The following is an 18,618-nucleotide window of genomic DNA, read 5'->3' on the forward strand; positions in this document are numbered from 1 at the left end:
CAGCAGGCAAAGCAATTAACGGTATGGGAATAGCCGGAGAGAAATAGAGGATTCGAATAGTCAGGGAAGTGCTCATAACACCGCGAGCGGTCATCGTACTGTTATGAATGATAGAAACGATTATTTATAGGAACTACTAGCGATAAAAACGGGATAAGAGATAAAAACAGGCGCTGGAGATAATCATTAAATCGGTCAGTAGCAATCGGTCAAACCGCATGAATAGGAATCTCATCCCTGAGACTCCTCCTTTTCAGAGCCGCCGTGAGTGACGTTGAAAGGCATTCCAATACCGTTACTCTTCGTCACCGCGTTGCGGCCTCTTTCTTCCTGAAATATTGCGTGCTGCCTCAGCGTGCCACATCAGGGCGGACGCCCAGCGTATGGCAAATCGCATAGCTCAGCTCCGCGCGGTTCAGCGTATAGAAATGGAAATCTTTTACGCCTTCGCGGCTGAGAATTTTCACCATATCCATGGCGATAGACGCGCCCACCATTTTGCGGGTTTCTGGATCGTTATCCAGACCGTCAAACATGGTCGTCATCCAGTTCGGCACGCGGACGTTGGTCATCGTGGCAAATTTCTGCAACTGCTTGAAGTTCGATACCGGCAGAATGCCTGGCACAATTTCTACATCGATGCCGGTCGCCACGCAGCGGTCACGGAATCGCAGATAGCTTTCTACGTCGAAAAAGAACTGTGTGATAGCGCGATTCGCACCAGCATCAATCTTGTGTTTCAGGTTAATCAGGTCAGCCTGTGCGCTTTTCGCTTCAGGGTGTACTTCAGGATAGGCAGCAACGGAAATATCGAAATCACCGACCTCTTTCAGCAGGGATACCAGATCCGCCGCGTACATGTCCGGTTTGCCGCCTTCTGGAGGCAAGTCGCCGCGCAGCGCGACAATATGACGGATACCGCTCTCCCAGTAATCTTGTGCGATGTCACGCAGCTGTTCGCGTGAAGCATCAATGCAGGTCAGGTGAGGTGCCGCTTCCAGACCAGTACGCTCTTTAATCGTTTTGATAATGCTGTGAGTACGGTCACGCTCGCCAGAATTCGCCCCGTAGGTCACGGAAACAAACTTGGGCTTCAGGCTGCTCAGTCGATCAATAGAACTCCACAGGGTGTCTTCCATCTCGCTGGTACGCGGCGGGAAAAATTCGAATGACACATTAATGCGTCCCTGTAATTCCGCCAGACTTTGATTCAGCGCTTCCCGCTGGTTTGCGTGAAAAAAGCTCATACCTGCTACCCCGTTGACCGTGACTGTTATTATCATTCGCTACACGTCTATACGTTTAGACGTCTATATAGAAAATGACGTAATCCGCTTAAAGAGTCAACGTTTTTTAGCACGACAAGCCGTGATGATTGCTCACGGTAAATGAAAAAAGTTCATGATGGGTTTCCAGCAAAAGTGCTGCCTCTTCGTCACATTGTTATGTAGATGCGGAGACGGTTTCGTGCGTCACAATATTGCTATTCCATGCTACTTCGTCGCACACGCCCGACACGGGGCGGCTCAGACGCCGCTCGCCCCGTGACCCCAGGCTTTCGGCGGAAATTATGCCGCTGACGCGGTGCCTTCGTCGGTATCTGGCTTTACGGACCGCTTGCGACACGTTCCCGACGTGGCGCAAGCTCTCGCCGCGTCCTGCGGCTCATCCTAATCCAGCTATCTCCTCAGCATAATTTTTTACGCCGGATAACAGCAAAACCATCTCTCAGGCTGCATGAACGAAAGGAAACACGCCGTCAGCCACCAGGAAAATCGTGAAAATGTACGGTATGCCCTTCCTCTGTCGTCAGAAAAATAGCGTACTGTGGGGCTTCCAGACTGACCTCAAATCCGGGAGCGAAACGCAGCGCGGATTGATGGTTGGTGCCGCGTACCGTACTGAATGATATTCCTCGCCAGCCGCCGCTGGCAGGCCGATGCACGTGCCCCGCAGAAATATGCCGCACATTACCGAAGCGGTGGCACACATGATATAGCGCCTCTGCCGCTTCGGGTGCCAATCGAACGCTATCCAGCGCCGGAAGCCCAATCGCCATAGGAGGATGATGCAGGAACAGGAACACGTTCTTTCCTTCCGCAGCATGAAGCTGCTGTTCCAGCCACGCTAGCCGCACTGAACACAGCGTTCCGGCCACCTCACCAGCCTGCAACGAGTCCAGCAGAATGACGCAATCCTCCCCAACTGCTGTCACGCTCTGCACAAACCCGTTTTCATCCACCAGCGTCGGGAACTGGGCCAAAAACGTCTCCCGGTCGTCGTGATTTCCCATTGTCACACGCCAGGGAAGCTGTAGTTCAGCCAGCGCCGAGGCCAGAAACGCATAGGATGCCGCACTGCCGTCATCGGACAGATCGCCGGAGATGACCACCAGATCGGCATCGCGATGGTGTGTGTTGATGTCGGCAATCGCCGCTTTCAGTTGCTGTTCCGGGTCACGGCCATGCAAGTTGCCGCCTTGTGCGGTCAAATGGAGGTCGGAAAGTTGAATCAGTTTCATATTTATCCTCGGTTTCACTATCCACGCACTATCGCCTGCCAGTACCGTTACGCCGACTGGCGGCGGATGAGCGGGGCAGCCACTTTCGCTCGACACGCGGGTTCTTGTACCTGAGACTGGCGTCGATCGAGCAACGCCAACGCCTGAGCCGCCATCGTTGCGGGATCCTGACGAAACGTCGTCAACGCATAGGCATCCCACCCCGCGGCCGGAATATCATCAAACCCGATGACCATAAGATCCTGCGGAACGGCAAGCCCACACTGCTTTGCGCGATCGATCACGCCGAACGCGACCAAATCGTTAACGCAGAACACCGCATCTGGTCTGACACCTTCTGGGAGCGAAAACAGCGTCTGCCCCACCGCCAGCCCGTCGTCATAATCTGTATCATCACCGCGCACCACGGCCACGGGCAGCCCTAACAAACGCGCCTCTTCACAAAATGCCTGTTCACGTTCGATGATATTGGGCGTTGCCGACGCTGCTCCGGCCAAAGCCAGACGCGTTCTGCCCGACGAGGCAAGCAGCCGCGCAGCCATACGCGCGGCTGTGTCATTATCGATGTGTACGCTGTCACACGCCGGTTCGTGCCGCCCAATAACAATCAGCGGCTGGCCATTTAGCTGCGCCAGTTCGACAAATTCTTTTGGCGGCGAGCCGGAAAGCACAATCGTCGCTTCCGCACGGTGACCAAACAGGATCGAGCGCGCAGCGGCCATCGCTTCCCGCACATGGCCGGTATTGATGAGCACCGGAATCGAACCACGTTGGATTAACGCCTGCGACAGCTCTGCGACCAAATTGGCGCGAAACCCGACCTCAGGGTGCGTCACCACCAGCCCAACCAGACGGCTGCTGTTCGCCAGCAGGCCGCGCGCCAGATCGTTAACCTGATACCCCAGTTCCTGCGCTGCCGTCATCACTTTGGCATAGGTGGCAGCCGACACGCTGGCACCGGGAGTAAAACTGCGGGACACCGCCGAGCGCGATACACCAGCCCGACGCGCAACATCCTGTGCGCTGACGTAACCCTGTTTACCCACCGTCATTTCCCTATCCTTGCCATTACGTCGGCCTTCAAAAAACGCTCCACCACCAGCATGAATAGGACGGAAGGAATCAGCAGCACTAGCGCAGTAATAGAAGCGATCTGATAGTTACCGCCCGCCCCAGCGGTATAGAGCAGCAGCGGCATCATCTGCACATCCGGTGCTCCCACAAAGTAGCTGCCAGTAAACTCATCCAGCGATTCGAGGAAAACGAAGATGGCAGATGCCATCAGTCCTGGCATAGCCAGCGGCAGGGTGATATCGACAAAGGCACGCCACGGACCGGCACCAATCGACCGTGCCGCCTGTTCCATTTCACGCCCCACCGCCGAGAACGCCGCCGAGGCAATCCAGACCGCAAACACCAGCCCGTGAACCGTGTGAACCAGCACGACGCCCAGCAGCGTGCCGTTCAGTCCCCACTGATAAAACAGGCGGGCGATGTTGACGTACACCGTCAAATTCGGGAACGCCTGCGGGATCAGGAATACCAGCAGTATCAATCCACGAGCAGGCAACGGCAGTCGCGCCAGTGCATATCCCGCCGGAATCGCCAGAGACAACGAGGCCAGCACGGTGAACACCGCCACCAGCACGCTATTCCCCAACGCTTCCCAGGCCACACTGCGCGGCGAAAACACCCGCTTCCAGAAGGCGAAGCCCCACTCATTGGGCAGCAGATGAGGATAGAACCATTTCTCCGCTACCGACCACAGCAGGAGGTTAGCCAATGGCCCAAAGATCAAGAAGATCAGCGTCCCCAGAATCAGCATCCTCGGGATCCACCACAATACGTTCTTCATGCCTTCTCCCTCATGTTCAAGCGGAGATAAATCACGGCAAACAGGCCAGTCATCAGCAGGGAAATCACCCCCAACGCATTCGCGACGCCGTAATCGCCGTAGGCGTTAATGCGAAAGGCAATGTTGGCAGTGAGCATCGTCGGCGATTGGGCATTGATCATCATCGGTACGGACAGCACCGACATCATGGTGACGAAAGAGAGAATGAGCCCGGTGAGCAGCGTTTGCCCAACCTGAGGCACCACAATTTCACACAGGATACGCAGGCGAGATGCGCCTAAATTACGGGCGGACTCTATCATCGTGCGATCCAGCGATGCCATCGCGCCCGCAACCAGCAATGCCACAAACGGCGTCTGCTTCCAGACGAAAGCGAACACAATGCCGCGCCAATCCAGCCAGTTGCTGGCGCTGGCCATATCGACAATACCGAGCGTATCCAGCGCGCCATTCAACCAGCCGTTCTTGGCCAGAAACGTGCGTAAAATTTGCCCGGTCACGATAAACGGGATAAACAGCGGCCAGCGATAGACCCAGCGCAGCAGCGCCACCATGCGCGGGCTTTCCCCTAGCGTCAGGTAGCCGCCGATCATGACAGACAGCAGGCCGATCAGCAGCGTCGCGAGGCTCACAATCAGTAAGGTAAACAGGATATCGGGCAGGTACAGCGTCAATGCCGTGACAAAATTATCAATGCCCACGCCATTCTGACTGACAAAAGCGCCCCCAACCGACAGCCCCAGCGGCGTGATAAAACAGACAGCCACCACTGCCAGCGCGGGTAACACAAGCGCGATACCCGCCAGTCGGGAAGAGAATTGGGATACTTGCAACATGAATGTCTCCGCGCTCTGGCCTCATCCCGCCAGTGCGCATGTGATGCTAAGGGTATAAAAATTTAGGGAATGATTACTTCGCCATCGCCTGCTCATAGGCGTTCAAAATCGCAGTATGATAAGGCGCGATAGGGAACGTCTTGCCTTTGCTCGCCAGTTCATCAGGCGTTACGTCCGTGAAGAGACGCTGCCAGACAGCGGGCTTCAGCTCGGCCTGAACGTACTTGGCATCGATCCCCGGATACCAGTTAAAGCGTTCAACGATCCCTTCGGCCTGCACTTTGGCGCTGGTTGCCAGTTCGACAAACTGTTTAGCCAGCTCGCGGTTCGGTGCCTGCGCGGGGATGACATAGTGCATCGGCTGCCCCGGCATACCGGGCGCAGGAAGCAGCAACTTGAAATTGTCCGGCAGTTGTCCACTCGCTTTCCAGGAATAGAACATGTCGACCCACACCGGCCCCATCGCGATTTCACCACGGCTCAGCATGTCGAGCGTGCCAGCGTTGCCCGGCGTCAGCGTCACGTTCTTGTTAAAGGCTTTCAGGCGTTCAAACGCGGGTTGCCATTTCTTCGCTTCCGCCTCATCAAACGGTCCGTTCATCAGCTTCTGGGCATCGCCGCCGTAAGCGTAAATCCAGCCCATGACGAAGCTCACTCCCGATGCGCCGCCTTTAATGCCGTTGTAGCCGAACATTTTCGGATTTGCGGCTGCCCACTGTTGGATTTCGTCATAGCTTTTAGGCGGATTCGCTACCATGCTGGGGTTATAGGCCAGCGCCGTCTGGCTACTGAACATCGGCATGACGTAGCCTTTCACGTCTGTACCCATGGCTTTATCCGCAGCAGCCATGCTGACCAGCTTGCCGCTGGCGATATCATCGCGATATTTCAGGAGATCGCCCTTTTGCACCATCGGACCGACAAACTTCTCATGCACAACCGCCACATCAGTGTCCCAGACTTTGGCACCAGCGGCCTGCTGTGCATTGAAACGCTCAAGAATCTTCTGCGACCCCGCATCACCTGGCCCAGTACCGACGGCGCGTACTTTTACGCCGGGATGCTGCTTCTCAAACAGCGGCCCTAAGTATTCATTCACATAGTCGACCATGTTTTGGTCACCCGCCGTCAACACCGTTAATTCCTGTGCCTGTACCGCCGCCAGCGGCGTACTCATCATCAGCGTTGCAGCAAAAATGCGTTTCATCTCATTTGTCTCCAATTCAGGATCAGGCCGTCAGGCCGGGAAGCGAGGAATAACGTGAAGTGGTATTTGGTACCGCCGTCAAAGGCATAGCCTCTTCTGCCAGCGGGAAAAGAAACAGCGCCTCGGCAGGGATCTGCACGGCAACCCGCTGCCCGATGGCATAGGGATGCGAGGCATGAACCTGTATCCGCCAGGCGCCGCTGGAAATCGTATGCTGCCAGTATCCGCCGGGGTAGCTCTGTGCTTGTACCGTGCCGTAGCGTATCAACATGCCGGGCTGGATGAGCGGGACATCTGCCGGATCGTAAAGACGAGCGGCTTCCGCACGAAAGCGCGCTTCTATCGGGCCGGGCGGTAGCGACGTATTGTCAGGGACCAGCGAATGGCTCTCGGCATCACCGGGAATCATCAGCGTATCGCCGTCATAACGCGCTTCCAGCACCAGCCGATTTTCCGCGCCCATAAACGCCGCGACAAACGCGCTGGCCGGATGGTGGTACACCTCTTGCGGGTTACCCGCCTGCATGATGCGGCCCTGATTCAAAATCACGATGCGATCCGCCATCACCATCGCTTCTTCCCGATCGTGCGTCACGTGGATCGCAGTCAGCCCCAGCCGCTGTTGCAGCGCACGAATCTCATCACGTAGCTGTAGGCGAATACGGGTATCCAGATTGGAGAGCGGTTCGTCGAGCAGCAGAATATCGGGCCGCACCGCCAGCGCACGGCCCAAGGCGACGCGCTGCCGCTGTCCACCGGACAGTTCCGCAGGTTTACGAGCGCTCAGGCCCGTCAAACCCAGCATCGTTTCCAGTTCCGCTACACGGCTGGCAATCTCCGCACGCGGGACGCGGCGCAAACGCAGTCCATAAGCAATATGCTGTGCCACCGTCATGTGCGGCCACAGCGCATAGCTCTGAAACACCAGCGCCATTCCACGTTTCTCTGGCGGCGCTTGCGTCATATCCTGTCCGTTAACGCGAATCGCCCCCGCACGCGGTGACGAGAAGCCAGCAACCGTACGCAGTAACGTCGTCTTACCGCACCCTGACGAACCGAGCAACGCCACGAACTCGCCCTGTGCAATCTCCAGATGGATATCGTTCAATACGGCTGTCGTGCCGTATCCAACATGTAGATGGTCGATGACAATGTGCGGGGCTGCCGCAGAGGAAGTTGTTTTTTGCACAGCTGTGCATTCCACGATAATCAAACAATGCGCTGATTGTGCGGTGACATCGTGTCAGTGGCGTGTTGCCATCGTGACATTTCAATGACACGAATTACGGGGAAAATAGCAGCGAAAACGTTTTAGCGAGAAGGGAAACGAGGGAATGGGTCTCTTGAGTATTGGCCATCTCCCCATACGCGGAGATGGCCAACGGTGTGTTGCGCTTACAACAGGTTCTACAACAGCTGCGCCAAACGGTTTAGGTCAGATTGAAGCGCACCCGCAGTGACATCGCGCCCCGCGCCCGGCCCACGGATAACCAGCGGGTTATCCCGATACCAACGGCTTTCAATTGCAAACACATTATCACCCGGCAGCAGCGAGGCCAGCGGATGATCGGGGCGAACCGCTTCAACGCCCACGCGCGCTTTACCATTGCTGTCAAAGCGTGCGACGTGACGCAGAACCAAGCCCATTTCCTGTGCTGCTTCCAGACGTTGCAGCATCTGTTCGTTCAGCGAATCGCCGTTCTCGAAGAAGTAATCGACAGAGCCCTGTTCACAGCCCGGCGGCACCAGCGACTCAACCCGAACCTGACTCGGTTCGATATCATAGCCAGCCTCACGCGCCAGAATCACCAGCTTACGCATGACGTCCTGACCGGAAAGGTCAACACGCGGATCCGGCTCGGTCAGCCCCTGTTGGCAAGCCTGATCGACCAGTTCGGTGAACGGCACGGTGCCGTCAAACTGCAAGAACAGCCAGGAAAGCGTACCGGAGAAAATCCCGCTAATCGCCAGAATACTGTCGCCACTTTCCCGCAGATCGCGTACCGCAAAGTTGACTGGCAACCCTGCGCCAACGGTCGCGTTATACAACCAGTGACGATCCGTTTTCGCGAACGCGTCGCGGATCTGGCGATAGTTATTGCCGCCTGATGCACCCGCCAATTTATTGGCACTGATGACATGGAAACCATAGCTGGCGAAATCCAGATACAGATCGGCGACCGATTCACTGGCGGTGACGTCCAGCACCACCAAATCATCGAAGGGATGCGAACGCATCCACAGGAACAGATCTTCGCCATCCCGCTCTTGCGCTTCACTTTCGAAGAAAGCCAACGCACGGCTGGCATCCAGTCCGTCATAGTTCAACAGGCTGCGCGTACTGTCCACCACGCCAGCGAGTACAAACTCAAAACCGGTACGTGCAGACAGGTTACTCTGCTCACGCGCAAACAGCTCCAGCCAGCGTGAACCAATATTCCCTTTGCCAAACAGCACTAGCCCGATACGTTTTTCTGCCCGGAACAGCGAATGGTGCAGCCCACGAATCAAATGCTCCGTCGGACCAACGCGCAGCACAGCAACCAGACTGATGCCATCATCGGCCTGGCGGACAAATTCAATCGGCTGATCTTTCAACTGCTGATAGAAACGGTGACTGTGCAGCGGATTTTTACCCACGCCTGCACCGACCATCGCGACCATCGCCAATCCGTCACGCTGGTTGAGCTCAACGGGTAACGCAGCCTGTGCCAGCAATTGCAGCGCGCTATCCACCACTTCGGAGGTGTAGCACAGTTGCAGCAGGTTACGATCCTGATGAACGCCGATCGCCAGCGGTTTCAACTGTGCACGGTTCAGAAGCTGTTCGACTTCTTTTTGCAGCAGCGCGAAATCGTGTTCGGAAGGAACCTGAACTTCAATCAGGCAGACATCGTCGTGGCTGGTGACAATTTTGGCACCCGTACCTGAGGCCAACACGCGTTCAATGCGCGTCGATCCCTGTTCAGGCTGATAGCTGCAACGCAGTTGCAAATCGATATCGCTACCGGAAACAGGCTGTAAGGTACGCGTATGTAATACCGGTGCGGCCAGACGTGCCAGTTCGCTGGCTTCATCCAGACGCAGCAGCGGCAGCAGGCAGGCATCTTTCACTTTGCGCGGGTCAGCGCTATACACCCCGGCGACATCGCTCCAGATGGTCACGCGCTCAACGCCCGCCAACGCACCAATTTGTGTGGCGGAATAGTCACTCCCGTTGCGCCCCAGCAGCACCGTTTCACCCGCGTCATTGCGGCTGATAAAACCCGTTACCACTAAACGCTGCCCTGCGTGTTGTGTCAGATATTGCTGCAACAGCGGCCAGGAACGGCCTTCATCCACCTGCGGCTGCGCGGCACGTTCCGCACAAAGAAAATCACGCGCATCCAGCCACGCTGCATTCATATTCAGATGATTCAACACGGCAGACATCAGGCGAGCCGACCAGATTTCACCGTGCCCGACCACTTCGGCGTAGACGGCATCCGTAATCTTGCCATCCAGCAGCGCAGCCAAACGCTCCAGATCGCGAATAAACTGGGCGGTCAGCGCTTCTGCCTCTTGCGCAGGCAGAAGCCCGGCAATCAGTTCACTATGGTAGCGGCGTAATGCCTGCTGAACCTGATGTGCCGACAGGCGATCGCTCTGGCTCAGTTTCAACCAGCTAATCAGCTGGTTTGTGGTACTGCCTGCGGCAGACACCACCATCAAATCACCGGGGTGGCTATACTCCGCCATAATACCGGCTACGCGCAGGTAACACTTCACATCGGCCAGACTGCTACCGCCAAACTTATGCAGCTGTCGCCCTATTACCGATGGCGCTACTCCTAATGCACTCATTCTTACCTCTTGGCAGCGGCTTGAAACGCACGATCCAGATCGGCAACCAGATCATCGCCGTCTTCAATGCCGGTGGAAATACGCAGTAATGTTTCAGAGATACCCGCTGCGGCACGCGCTTCTGGCGCCATGCCAGCATGCGTCATCGTTGCCGCATGAGAGATGAGGCTCTCAACGCCGCCCAGCGATTCAGCCAGCGTGAACAGCTCCAGCGACGCCAGAAAACGGCGCAGTGTGTCTTCATCTCCATCCAGCTCAAAACTTAGCATAGCGCCAAAGCCGGATTGTTGACGGCGGGCAATATCATGGCCGGGATTGTTCGGCAGTGAAGGATGGTACAGCGCCTTCACCAGCGGCTGCGTCTGTAAGAACTCAACTACTTGTTGCGCATTACGCTGCGCGGCTGCCATACGTGGCGATAAGGTACGCAGGCCGCGTAGCAGCAGATAGCTGTCAAACGCCGCGCCCGTAACGCCAATGTTGTTCGCCCACCAGGCCAGTTCAGTGATGGTATCGGTATCTTTGGCGATCACCGCACCCGCCACCACGTCAGAGTGACCATTCAGGTACTTGGTACAGGAATGCACCACCAGATCGGCACCCAGCTCCAGCGGCTTCTGCAACGCTGGGCTCAGGAAGGTGTTATCCACTACGCTGACCGCGCCTGCTTCCCGCGCAGCCTGACAAATCGCGGCAATATCCACAACGCGCAGCAGCGGATTGCTCGGGCTTTCCACCAGCACCAGCTTCGGCTTTTCTACCAGCGCCGCATTGAGCGCATCGGTATCACTTTGATCGACAAATTTGACGCGAAACGCGCCACGCTTGCTCAGGCTGTCAAACAGACGATAACTGCCGCCGTAGCAATCATGCGGTGCCACCAGCAGATCGCCGGGACGCAGGAATACCGTGCAAACCAGCATAATCGCCGACATTCCGCTGCTCGTCATTACCGCACCTGCACCACCTTCCAGTTCGGCAAGCGCACGCTGCACGACATCACGCGTGGGGTTACCGCGACGCGAATAGTCGTGTACGCGTGGCTGGTTGAATCCGGTAAAGTTATACGTGCTGGAAAGGTGAATGGGTGGGACGACGCAGCCATACTGCTCATCATCATTTAACCCACTGCGGACTGCGATCGTTGCCTGTTTACGCGTCATCGGCTCATTTCCTGGCTGGAGGCTGAAAAGATAGGAACTTAAGAGTAAACGCAGTTTTAATGGACGTCAACACATCTAGACATCTAAACTTCTTTGCGTATAGATTGAGCATAAGCATAATAACCGCTAGAATTGTGGCATTTCATGACAGATGCTGTCTTCATTAGATTAATTTTTAAGGTATCCCATGGCTGAGTGGAACGGCGAGTATGTCAGCCCTTACGCTGAACACGGTAAAAAAAGCGAGCAAGTCAAGAAGATAACAGTATCTATCCCATTGAAAGTATTAAAAATATTGACTGACGAACGCACGCGTCGTCAGGTGAACAACCTGCGCCACGCCACCAACAGCGAGCTGCTGTGCGAGGCGTTTCTGCACGCGTTCACGGGACAACCGTTACCGAATGACGAAGACCTGCGTAAAGAACGCAGCGATGAAATTCCTGAAGCCGCGAAAATCATCATGCGTGAAATGGGTATCGACCCAGATACGTGGGAATACTGATCGCGTTTGCACTATCGATTTTCTTGCTAACCCCGCCTCCTCTGGCGGGGTTTTGCTATGCAGAGAATCCCGCTTAACACATCACTCCTCATTAACCTGAACCTCAACCTCGCTGCTCGCGCTTCTTCCTTTCTTTCCGCTCACATTGTGAATTGGGATTGCATTTAATTTGTTATGTTATAACACATCATCTTTAGCGTATGACGGTGATATGCCCGCATCATGACAGAGCTTCTCTCCACTAAACCCGTGCTGCTACAACTTCACCATGTTTCCGTTGCCGACGCCAATCGCACGCCTAGGCTCAGTGATATTTCTCTGTCCATGCAAACTGGAGAGCGTTTGGCGCTGGTTGGGCCCAACGGCAGCGGCAAGTCCACGCTGCTACGCGTGTTAACCAGCGAACTCGGCGCGACAACGGGGTACATCCAGTTGAACGGCCAGCCGTTGAACACACTCAGCCGCCATGAGCGAGCAAAACGCATCGCAATTCTGGCGCAGAACGATGCACCGGATCTGCGCTTGCGGGTCGCGGAATACGTCGCCTTAGGACGAATTCCACACCACGGATTCAGCACACCCGCGCAGGATCGCCAGCTCATCGAAGAAGCGCTGGACGATACTGGCTTATTATCGCTGCGCCACCGCCTGCTGGGCACGCTCTCCGGCGGGGAACGTCAACGTGCGGCACTGGCGCGTGCTTTCGCACAAACGCCGCAACTCCTGCTGCTGGATGAACCGACTAACCATCTCGATCCGTTAGCGCGTGCGCAGTTGCTGTCTCTCGCGCGGAAGCGCGGTATTTCAACGCTGGCGGTGCTGCACGATCTGCCACTGATAACCCCCTTTGCCGACCGCGTCGCCGTTTTGCAGCAGGGAACGCTACTCCGCTGGGGAACGCCCGCACACGCGCTAAGCGCCGACTGTGTGAAATCCGTATTTGGGATGGAAAGCTTTACGGTGCCGCATCCGCTAAACGGCTCGCCCATTCGCATCTTTGAAGCCCCTGAACTGCACTAAGGAACCATGATGAAAATAACGCTTCTGTCTGGACTGCTGGCATTGACGTCGTGCTGGGCGCACGCTTCTGGTTTTCCGGTCACGGTCGACAGTTGTGGACAACCGCTCACTTTCACCCAGCCGCCGCAGCGAGCCGTTATCCATGACCTGAATATGACGGAAATGGCGTTTGCGCTTGGGCTGCAAAAGAATATCGTCGGGCTGACTGGGATCACTGGCTGGTATAAGGCGCCCCCAGACTTTATCAAGCAGCAGGGCACGATCCCTGAACTGGCAGCAAAATACCCGACGTTAGAAAACCTGCTGGCCGTACACCCGGATTTCTTCTTTGCAGGGTGGAACTACGGCATGAAAGTGGGCGGCGAAGTCACCCCGCAATCGCTGAAAAAATACGGCATTCAGACGCTGGTACTCAGCGAAAGCTGCGTGTTCACCGACCAACAGCCACAGCGTCCACGTGCCAGCATGGATCTGCTCTACGGCGACATGCTGAAACTGGGGAAAATCTTCGGTAAGCAGGAACAGGCTCAGGAACAAATTGACGGCTGGAAACAGCAGATTGCCGAACGGCAAACCCGCATTGGCAATCAGCCAAAGCAGAAGGTTTTTCTGTATGACTCTGGCGACGATAAGCCCTTTACCAGTGGGAAATTCGCTATGCCAACCGCCATCATTGAAGCAGCAGGCGGAAAGAACGTAATGGACGATATGGAAACGAGCTGGGCTTCCACCTCGTGGGAAAGCGTGGCAGCACGCGAGCCTGACTTTATTATTTTACTGGATTACCAGACGGGCAACGGGGCGGATGCGTTAAGGCGCTTTCTGGAATCACATCTGCTAATGAAATTTACCCCAGCCGTACAGCAGCATCACTATCTAAAGCTGCAGTATGCAGAGCTTACGCCGGGACCCGCGAATATCGCCGCTATTGATAAACTGGCACGCGCACTCTACCCGGATGCCTTTAAGTGAACCCAACGTCTTCACGTTATGCCGCTACCGTCGTTATCGCGCTGCTGATATTGGCTGGGCTGATGCTGTTAAATATTGCGACAGGCAGCACAACGATTCCCCTTACGCAGGTCGCCAGCGTATTGGGGTTATCATCGGCAGACGTCTCGCCGATGACGTCACGCATCATTCTGGAACTGCGCATTCCCCGCAGCCTGCTGGCAGCGTTGTGCGGTGCGGGTTTAGAGATGGTCGGTGCCTTTTTGCAAACGGCAACCCGCAACGATCTGGCCGACCCTTTTCTATTCGGCCTGTCTGCCGGTGCCTCAGCGGGCGCGGTCGCCGTCATCACCCGCTTTGGCGAGCAACTCGGTGACTGGGCGCTGCCGATGGCGGCCTTCTGTGGCGGCATTTTATCGGCCGTCGCCGTAACGGTGTTGTTCCTGCTGCAACAGGCGCGGGGTGCAGAGCGACTGATCATCTGCGGATTGGCGATCTCGTTTCTGTTCGGCGCACTGACGAACTACCTGGTGTTTTCCGGCGATCAGCGGGCTGCCAGCTCGATTCTTTTCTGGTCACTGGGCGGGCTGGGTCTTGCCCGCTGGGATACATTACCGTTCGCGGTGTTCAGCGTCCTGCTGCTATTCGGCCTCACTGCCTTGCGCTGGCGTGCGCTCGATGCTCTGCTGGCGGGCGGACAAACGGCGGCCTCAATGGGCGTTAATCTGTCCCGCGTACGGGTGGAAATTTTTATCTGCTGCGCGTTTGCCACTTCACTGTTAGTCGCGCTGACTGGCGTGATCGGTTTTATCGGCCTGATGATTCCCCATCTGGCTCGCCCGTTGAGTGGCGTATTGCACAAGAAGCTGCTGCCGCTGACCGCCGTACTGGGCGCGATACTACTGTGCGGCGGCGATTGGCTCAGCCGACAGTTGCTGGCCCCCTAGGAATTACCCATCGGGATTATTACAGCGGGATTGGGCGGCATCTTCGTTCTGGGGATGCTGGTAAAACGCCAGCAGGGATGAAAAATGCAGGTTTAAAAATAACTCCAATAACCCCAAAATATTGCCAGATGGAGTTATCGGGGTTATCGTTATCGTAGTAAAGGGCAACGGGGTGCAGGGATGGATAGCAGGACGTTAATAGCAGAAATCAAGGCCGATGGGTGGAAGCTGATAAGAGTGAACGGAAGCCACCACCATTTTATGCACCCCAGCAAACCGGGGTTAGTCACCATCCCCCACCCGAAGAAGGATTTACCGATAGGCACGGTAAAAAGCATCAGGAAACAGGCAGGAATATGATCATCGCTGACTCGAAGAGGCTTAATTATGTTTTATCCGATTGCAATTGAAGCAGGCGACGATACCCACGCATACGGTGTAACCGTGCCAGATCTACCGGGCTGTTTTTCTGCAGGCGATACGCTAGACGATGCCATCGCGAATGCTAAAGAGGCGATTACCGGACATATCGAACTGCTGATCGAGATGGGTCAGGATATTCCCACCGTGTCGTCAGTAGGCCAACTAGCAAAAAACTCAGAATACGCTGGGTACACGTGGGCGGTTGTTGATATTGATGTGACGCGTTTAATGGGCGGTTCAGAAAAAATTAACGTCACGCTGCCTAAGTCGCTGATTGACCGCATTGATCGTTGCGTGGCGAGTAACCCAGAATTTAAAAGTCGTTCGGGTTTTCTCGCACAGGCAGCATTAGAACGAATCTCGTCTTCTCGATGAACCATTTCTCGATGAACAATGCTGACACCCCAGAAACAACAAAGGCACCTGTCGGTGCCTTTGTCGAAAGTTACTGTGCCAATGAGGCCAGTAAAACTTATTTTTTAGCGCCTGGTACGGAGAAACGCTTGTTGAAGCGGTCAACACGGCCACCGGTTGCAACATCACGTTGTTTGCCGGTATAGAACGGGTGGCATTCGCCACAAACGTCTAGGTTCAGGTCACGACCCACAGTAGAGTGGGTTTTGATCACGTTACCGCAAGAGCAAGTTACAGTAACTGCAGAATAATTCGGGTGAATACCTTTTTTCATGGGAAACCTCAGTTAAGGCCGTGTCGCTATCCAGCCCTGTTCCGCCAGACACCACACGAAAGTTGTATAAGTAAGTTTCATTATGCGAACGGCGCAATGATTTTCGTGAGCGACCCATCATTTGCGCGAACAGCATAGTGGCGGCGGATCATACAGAATCTGATACCCCGATGCAATCGCATTCACACATTATCCCTCGCAGCATGTACACTAGCGCCTTGCATTATTTTCACCCTGCGCCGCACATGATAAAAACCATCCAGTTATGTCGTGGATCGCCGCGCAAATCCACATCAACTATCACGGAGAGGTTATGTCTGTCGCTCAGGTCGCTTTGCCCGTGCCACTGGCACGTACATTCGATTATTTGCTACCCGCAGGAGGCATCGCTCCGCAGGTCGGCGCACGCGTCAGCGTCTCTTTTGGTCACCGTAAAGCGATCGGCATTATTACCGCGCTGAGCGACACCAGCGAACTTCCGCTTGAGCAATTAAAACCCGTGCATGACGTGCTGGACGAACAGCCGCTGTTCCCGCCCAGCCTGTGGCGCATTTTGCTGTGGGCAGTCGAGTACTATCACTACCCGATTGGTGAAGTGCTGTTCCACGCGCTGCCGATACTACTGCGTCAGGGGAAACCCGCACACCGCGCGCCGCTCTGGCAGTGGTTTGCCACCGAACAAGGCCGGACGACACCGCTCAGCACGCTCAAACGGGCCTCGAAACAGCAGCAGGCACTGGCGGCCTTACTTCAGTCGCCGCTTTATCGTCATCAGGTGAGCGAAATCGGGCTGACGGAGACAGCGTTGCAGGCGCTGCGTAGCAAAGGGCTATGCGAATTACAGGCCGCAGAGCAAACGCTTCATGACTGGCGTCAAAGTTTTAGCATGGCAACCGACCGCCTGCGCCTGAATACTGAACAGGCCACTGCTGTCGGCGCGATCCGCAGCGAAGATAACCACTTTGCCGCCTGGCTGCTCGCAGGCATCACCGGTTCGGGCAAAACCGAAGTCTATCTCAGCGTGCTGGAAAACGTGCTGGCACAGGGCAAACAGGCGCTGGTATTAGTGCCGGAAATTGGCCTGACGCCGCAAACGATCTCCCGCTTTCGCGAACGATTTAACGCTCCGGTGGATGTACTGCACTCGGCACTCAACGACAGCGAACGCCTCGCCGTCTGGCTACGCGCCCGCAGCGGTGAAGCTGCTATCGTCATCGGAACGCGGTCAGCGTTATTTACTCCCTTTGCCCGTTTGGGGCTGATTGTGATCGATGAAGAACACGACAGTTCCTACAAGCAGCAGGAAGGCTGGCGCTATCACGCCCGTGATTTGGCGGTTTTCCGCGCCAGAGAAGAAGACATTCCCATCGTCATGGGAACGGCGACGCCCGCGCTGGAAACACTGTATAACGTCCAGATCGGCAAGTATCGACGCTTGAATCTGACCAAAAGAGCGGGCAATGCCGCACTGGCCAAACAGCACGTTATCGATCTGAAAGGGTTGCCGCTGACGGCCGGGTTATCTCAGCCGTTGATTACCCGCATCCGCCACCATCTGACGAATGATAATCAGGTTATTTTGTTCCTCAATCGGCGCGGGTTCGCCCCCGTGGTGATGTGCCACGAATGCGGCTGGATTGCAGAGTGTCAGCGCTGCAATCACTACTATACCTATCATCAGCATCAGAAGATGTTGCGCTGCCACCACTGCGACAGCCAGCGTCCGGTTCCACAACAGTGCCCCGGCTGCGGTTCGACCAATATGGTGCCGGTCGGTCTGGGTACCGAGCAGTTGGAACAAAGCCTTGTGCCGATCTTTCCAGATGTCCCGATCACCCGCATCGACCGTGATACCACCAGCCGTAAAGGTGCGCTTGAGCAGCAGCTCTCGCAGGTCAGGCAGGGAGGTGCACGCCTTCTCATCGGCACACAGATGTTGGCGAAAGGGCATCACTTCCCTGACGTGACGTTGGTGGCTTTGCTGGACGTTGACGGCTCGCTGTTCTCTGCCGACTTCCGCGCGGCGGAGCGTTTTGCACAGCTCTACACTCAGGTGGCGGGTCGCGCAGGACGTGCGGGCAAGGCGGGCGAAGTGGCACTGCAAACGCACCACCCAGAACATCCGCTATTACAAACGCTGCTGCAACAGGGCTACGATGCCTTTGCCAGCCAGGCGCTTACCGAACGGAAAAGCGTCTTTCTGCCGCCGTTTACCAGCCATATTCTCTTCCGCGCTGACGATCACGATAACCAGCAGGCCGCGTTATTCCTCCAGCAACTGCGTAATTTGCTGGAGGCGAGTCCACTGCGGGATGAATCACTCTGGCTGCTGGGCCCAGTGCCCGCCTTACAGCCCAAACGCGCGGGACGCTTCCGCTGGCAGCTCTTGCTACAGCACCCTTCCAGAGCGCTATTGCAGAAACTGGTCAGAACGTCGCTGACGCTGATCGGCACGCTACCGCAGGCGCGTAAAGTGAAATGGATGCTGGATGTCGACCCCACGGACGGTTAGCGTTTCCTGTTAGATCATTTCGGTTTCTTGCCACTCATTTTTTGCGATCGGCGTCGAAAACACGACATTCATCACACTTTCTGTGCAAATTAAGCAACAAAACCAGCGTTCAATCTGTTATCACTGTCTGCGCAGGCAGTATGCTGA

General features: G+C 55.8%; 16 protein-coding genes and 1 pseudogene. 7 read left to right on the forward strand and 10 right to left on the reverse strand.

The annotated features are described in order from the left end of the window. Positions 1 to 350: 350 nt before the first annotated feature. The 9 genes from metF to metB form a co-directional block, all read right to left on the reverse strand. Positions 351 to 1,247, reverse strand: a complete 897-nt coding sequence (gene metF, locus JFY74_19920) for a methylenetetrahydrofolate reductase (GenBank protein QQG28281.1) — start codon at positions 1,245 to 1,247, stop codon at positions 351 to 353. Positions 1,248 to 1,759: 512 nt separating this feature from the next. Then, entirely contained in the window at positions 1,760 to 2,521 is a 762-nt protein-coding gene (locus JFY74_19925; GenBank protein QQG28282.1) for a phosphodiesterase, read from the reverse strand. A 47-nt stretch (positions 2,522 to 2,568) separates the two neighbouring features. Further along, complete coding sequence (locus JFY74_19930; GenBank protein QQG28283.1) at positions 2,569 to 3,573, reverse strand: LacI family DNA-binding transcriptional regulator; 1,005 nt, start codon at positions 3,571 to 3,573, stop codon at positions 2,569 to 2,571. Continuing rightward, entirely contained in the window at positions 3,570 to 4,376 is an 807-nt protein-coding gene (locus tag JFY74_19935) for an ABC transporter permease subunit (GenBank protein ID QQG28284.1), read from the reverse strand. Before JFY74_19935 ends, JFY74_19930 begins: the two co-directional genes overlap by 4 nt. Further along, complete coding sequence (locus JFY74_19940; GenBank protein ID QQG28285.1) at positions 4,373 to 5,212, reverse strand: sugar ABC transporter permease; 840 nt, start codon at positions 5,210 to 5,212, stop codon at positions 4,373 to 4,375. Before JFY74_19940 ends, JFY74_19935 begins: the two co-directional genes overlap by 4 nt. 73 nt (positions 5,213 to 5,285) lie before the next feature. Further along, complete coding sequence (locus JFY74_19945) at positions 5,286 to 6,419, reverse strand: extracellular solute-binding protein (GenBank protein QQG28286.1); 1,134 nt, start codon at positions 6,417 to 6,419, stop codon at positions 5,286 to 5,288. Positions 6,420 to 6,441: 22 nt separating this feature from the next. Continuing rightward, positions 6,442 to 7,608 carry an ABC transporter ATP-binding protein gene (locus tag JFY74_19950; protein QQG28287.1) on the reverse strand — a complete coding sequence of 389 codons (1,167 nt, stop codon included), beginning with the start codon at positions 7,606 to 7,608 and terminating at the stop codon, positions 6,442 to 6,444. Between the two features lie 218 nt (positions 7,609 to 7,826). Then, positions 7,827 to 10,262 carry a bifunctional aspartate kinase/homoserine dehydrogenase II gene (locus JFY74_19955; protein QQG28288.1) on the reverse strand — a complete coding sequence of 812 codons (2,436 nt, stop codon included), beginning with the start codon at positions 10,260 to 10,262 and terminating at the stop codon, positions 7,827 to 7,829. Positions 10,263 to 10,264: 2 nt separating this feature from the next. After that, a complete protein-coding gene (metB, locus tag JFY74_19960; GenBank protein ID QQG28289.1) occupies positions 10,265 to 11,425 on the reverse strand; it encodes a cystathionine gamma-synthase in 1,161 nt (386 codons plus the stop codon). A 187-nt stretch (positions 11,426 to 11,612) separates the two neighbouring features. On the opposite strand from metB, the gene metJ reads away from it, so the two are divergent. From metJ to JFY74_19990, 6 genes and pseudogenes are all read left to right on the forward strand, one after another. Continuing rightward, positions 11,613 to 11,930, forward strand: a complete 318-nt coding sequence (gene metJ, locus JFY74_19965) for a met regulon transcriptional regulator MetJ (protein QQG28290.1) — start codon at positions 11,613 to 11,615, stop codon at positions 11,928 to 11,930. Between the two features lie 222 nt (positions 11,931 to 12,152). Beyond that, positions 12,153 to 12,950, forward strand: a complete 798-nt coding sequence (locus JFY74_19970) for an ABC transporter ATP-binding protein (GenBank protein ID QQG28291.1) — start codon at positions 12,153 to 12,155, stop codon at positions 12,948 to 12,950. 9 nt (positions 12,951 to 12,959) lie between these two features. Then, on the forward strand, positions 12,960 to 13,922 hold the full coding sequence (locus JFY74_19975; protein QQG28292.1) for an ABC transporter substrate-binding protein: 963 nt from the start codon (positions 12,960 to 12,962) through the stop codon (positions 13,920 to 13,922). Beyond that, positions 13,919 to 14,929 (forward strand): annotated as a pseudogene (locus tag JFY74_19980) (iron ABC transporter permease). Before JFY74_19975 ends, JFY74_19980 begins: the two are co-directional and overlap by 4 nt. Positions 14,930 to 15,028: 99 nt before the next feature. After that, the gene (locus JFY74_19985; GenBank protein QQG28293.1) at positions 15,029 to 15,208 is read left to right on the forward strand and encodes a type II toxin-antitoxin system HicA family toxin; all 180 of its coding nucleotides are present in this window, start codon (positions 15,029 to 15,031) and stop codon (positions 15,206 to 15,208) included. A 27-nt stretch (positions 15,209 to 15,235) separates the two neighbouring features. Beyond that, the gene (locus JFY74_19990; GenBank protein QQG28294.1) at positions 15,236 to 15,646 is read left to right on the forward strand and encodes a type II toxin-antitoxin system HicB family antitoxin; all 411 of its coding nucleotides are present in this window, start codon (positions 15,236 to 15,238) and stop codon (positions 15,644 to 15,646) included. A 97-nt stretch (positions 15,647 to 15,743) separates the two neighbouring features. Here the strand turns inward: JFY74_19990 and rpmE are convergent, their stop codons facing one another. Further along, positions 15,744 to 15,959 (reverse strand): 50S ribosomal protein L31, encoded by a 216-nt coding sequence (rpmE, locus tag JFY74_19995; protein QQG28295.1) that lies wholly within the window; start codon positions 15,957 to 15,959, stop codon positions 15,744 to 15,746. A 313-nt stretch (positions 15,960 to 16,272) separates the two neighbouring features. Here rpmE and priA point away from each other — a divergent pair, with 313 nt between their 5' ends. Beyond that, positions 16,273 to 18,471: a primosomal protein N' gene (priA, locus tag JFY74_20000; GenBank protein QQG28296.1), complete on the forward strand. Its 2,199-nt coding sequence runs from the start codon at positions 16,273 to 16,275 to the stop codon at positions 18,469 to 18,471. Positions 18,472 to 18,618: the final 147 nt, after the last annotated feature.

It is taken from the genome of Pectobacterium carotovorum, assembly GCA_016415585.1.
In the GTDB taxonomy this organism is placed as follows: Bacteria; Pseudomonadota; Gammaproteobacteria; order Enterobacterales; family Enterobacteriaceae; genus Pectobacterium; species Pectobacterium carotovorum_K.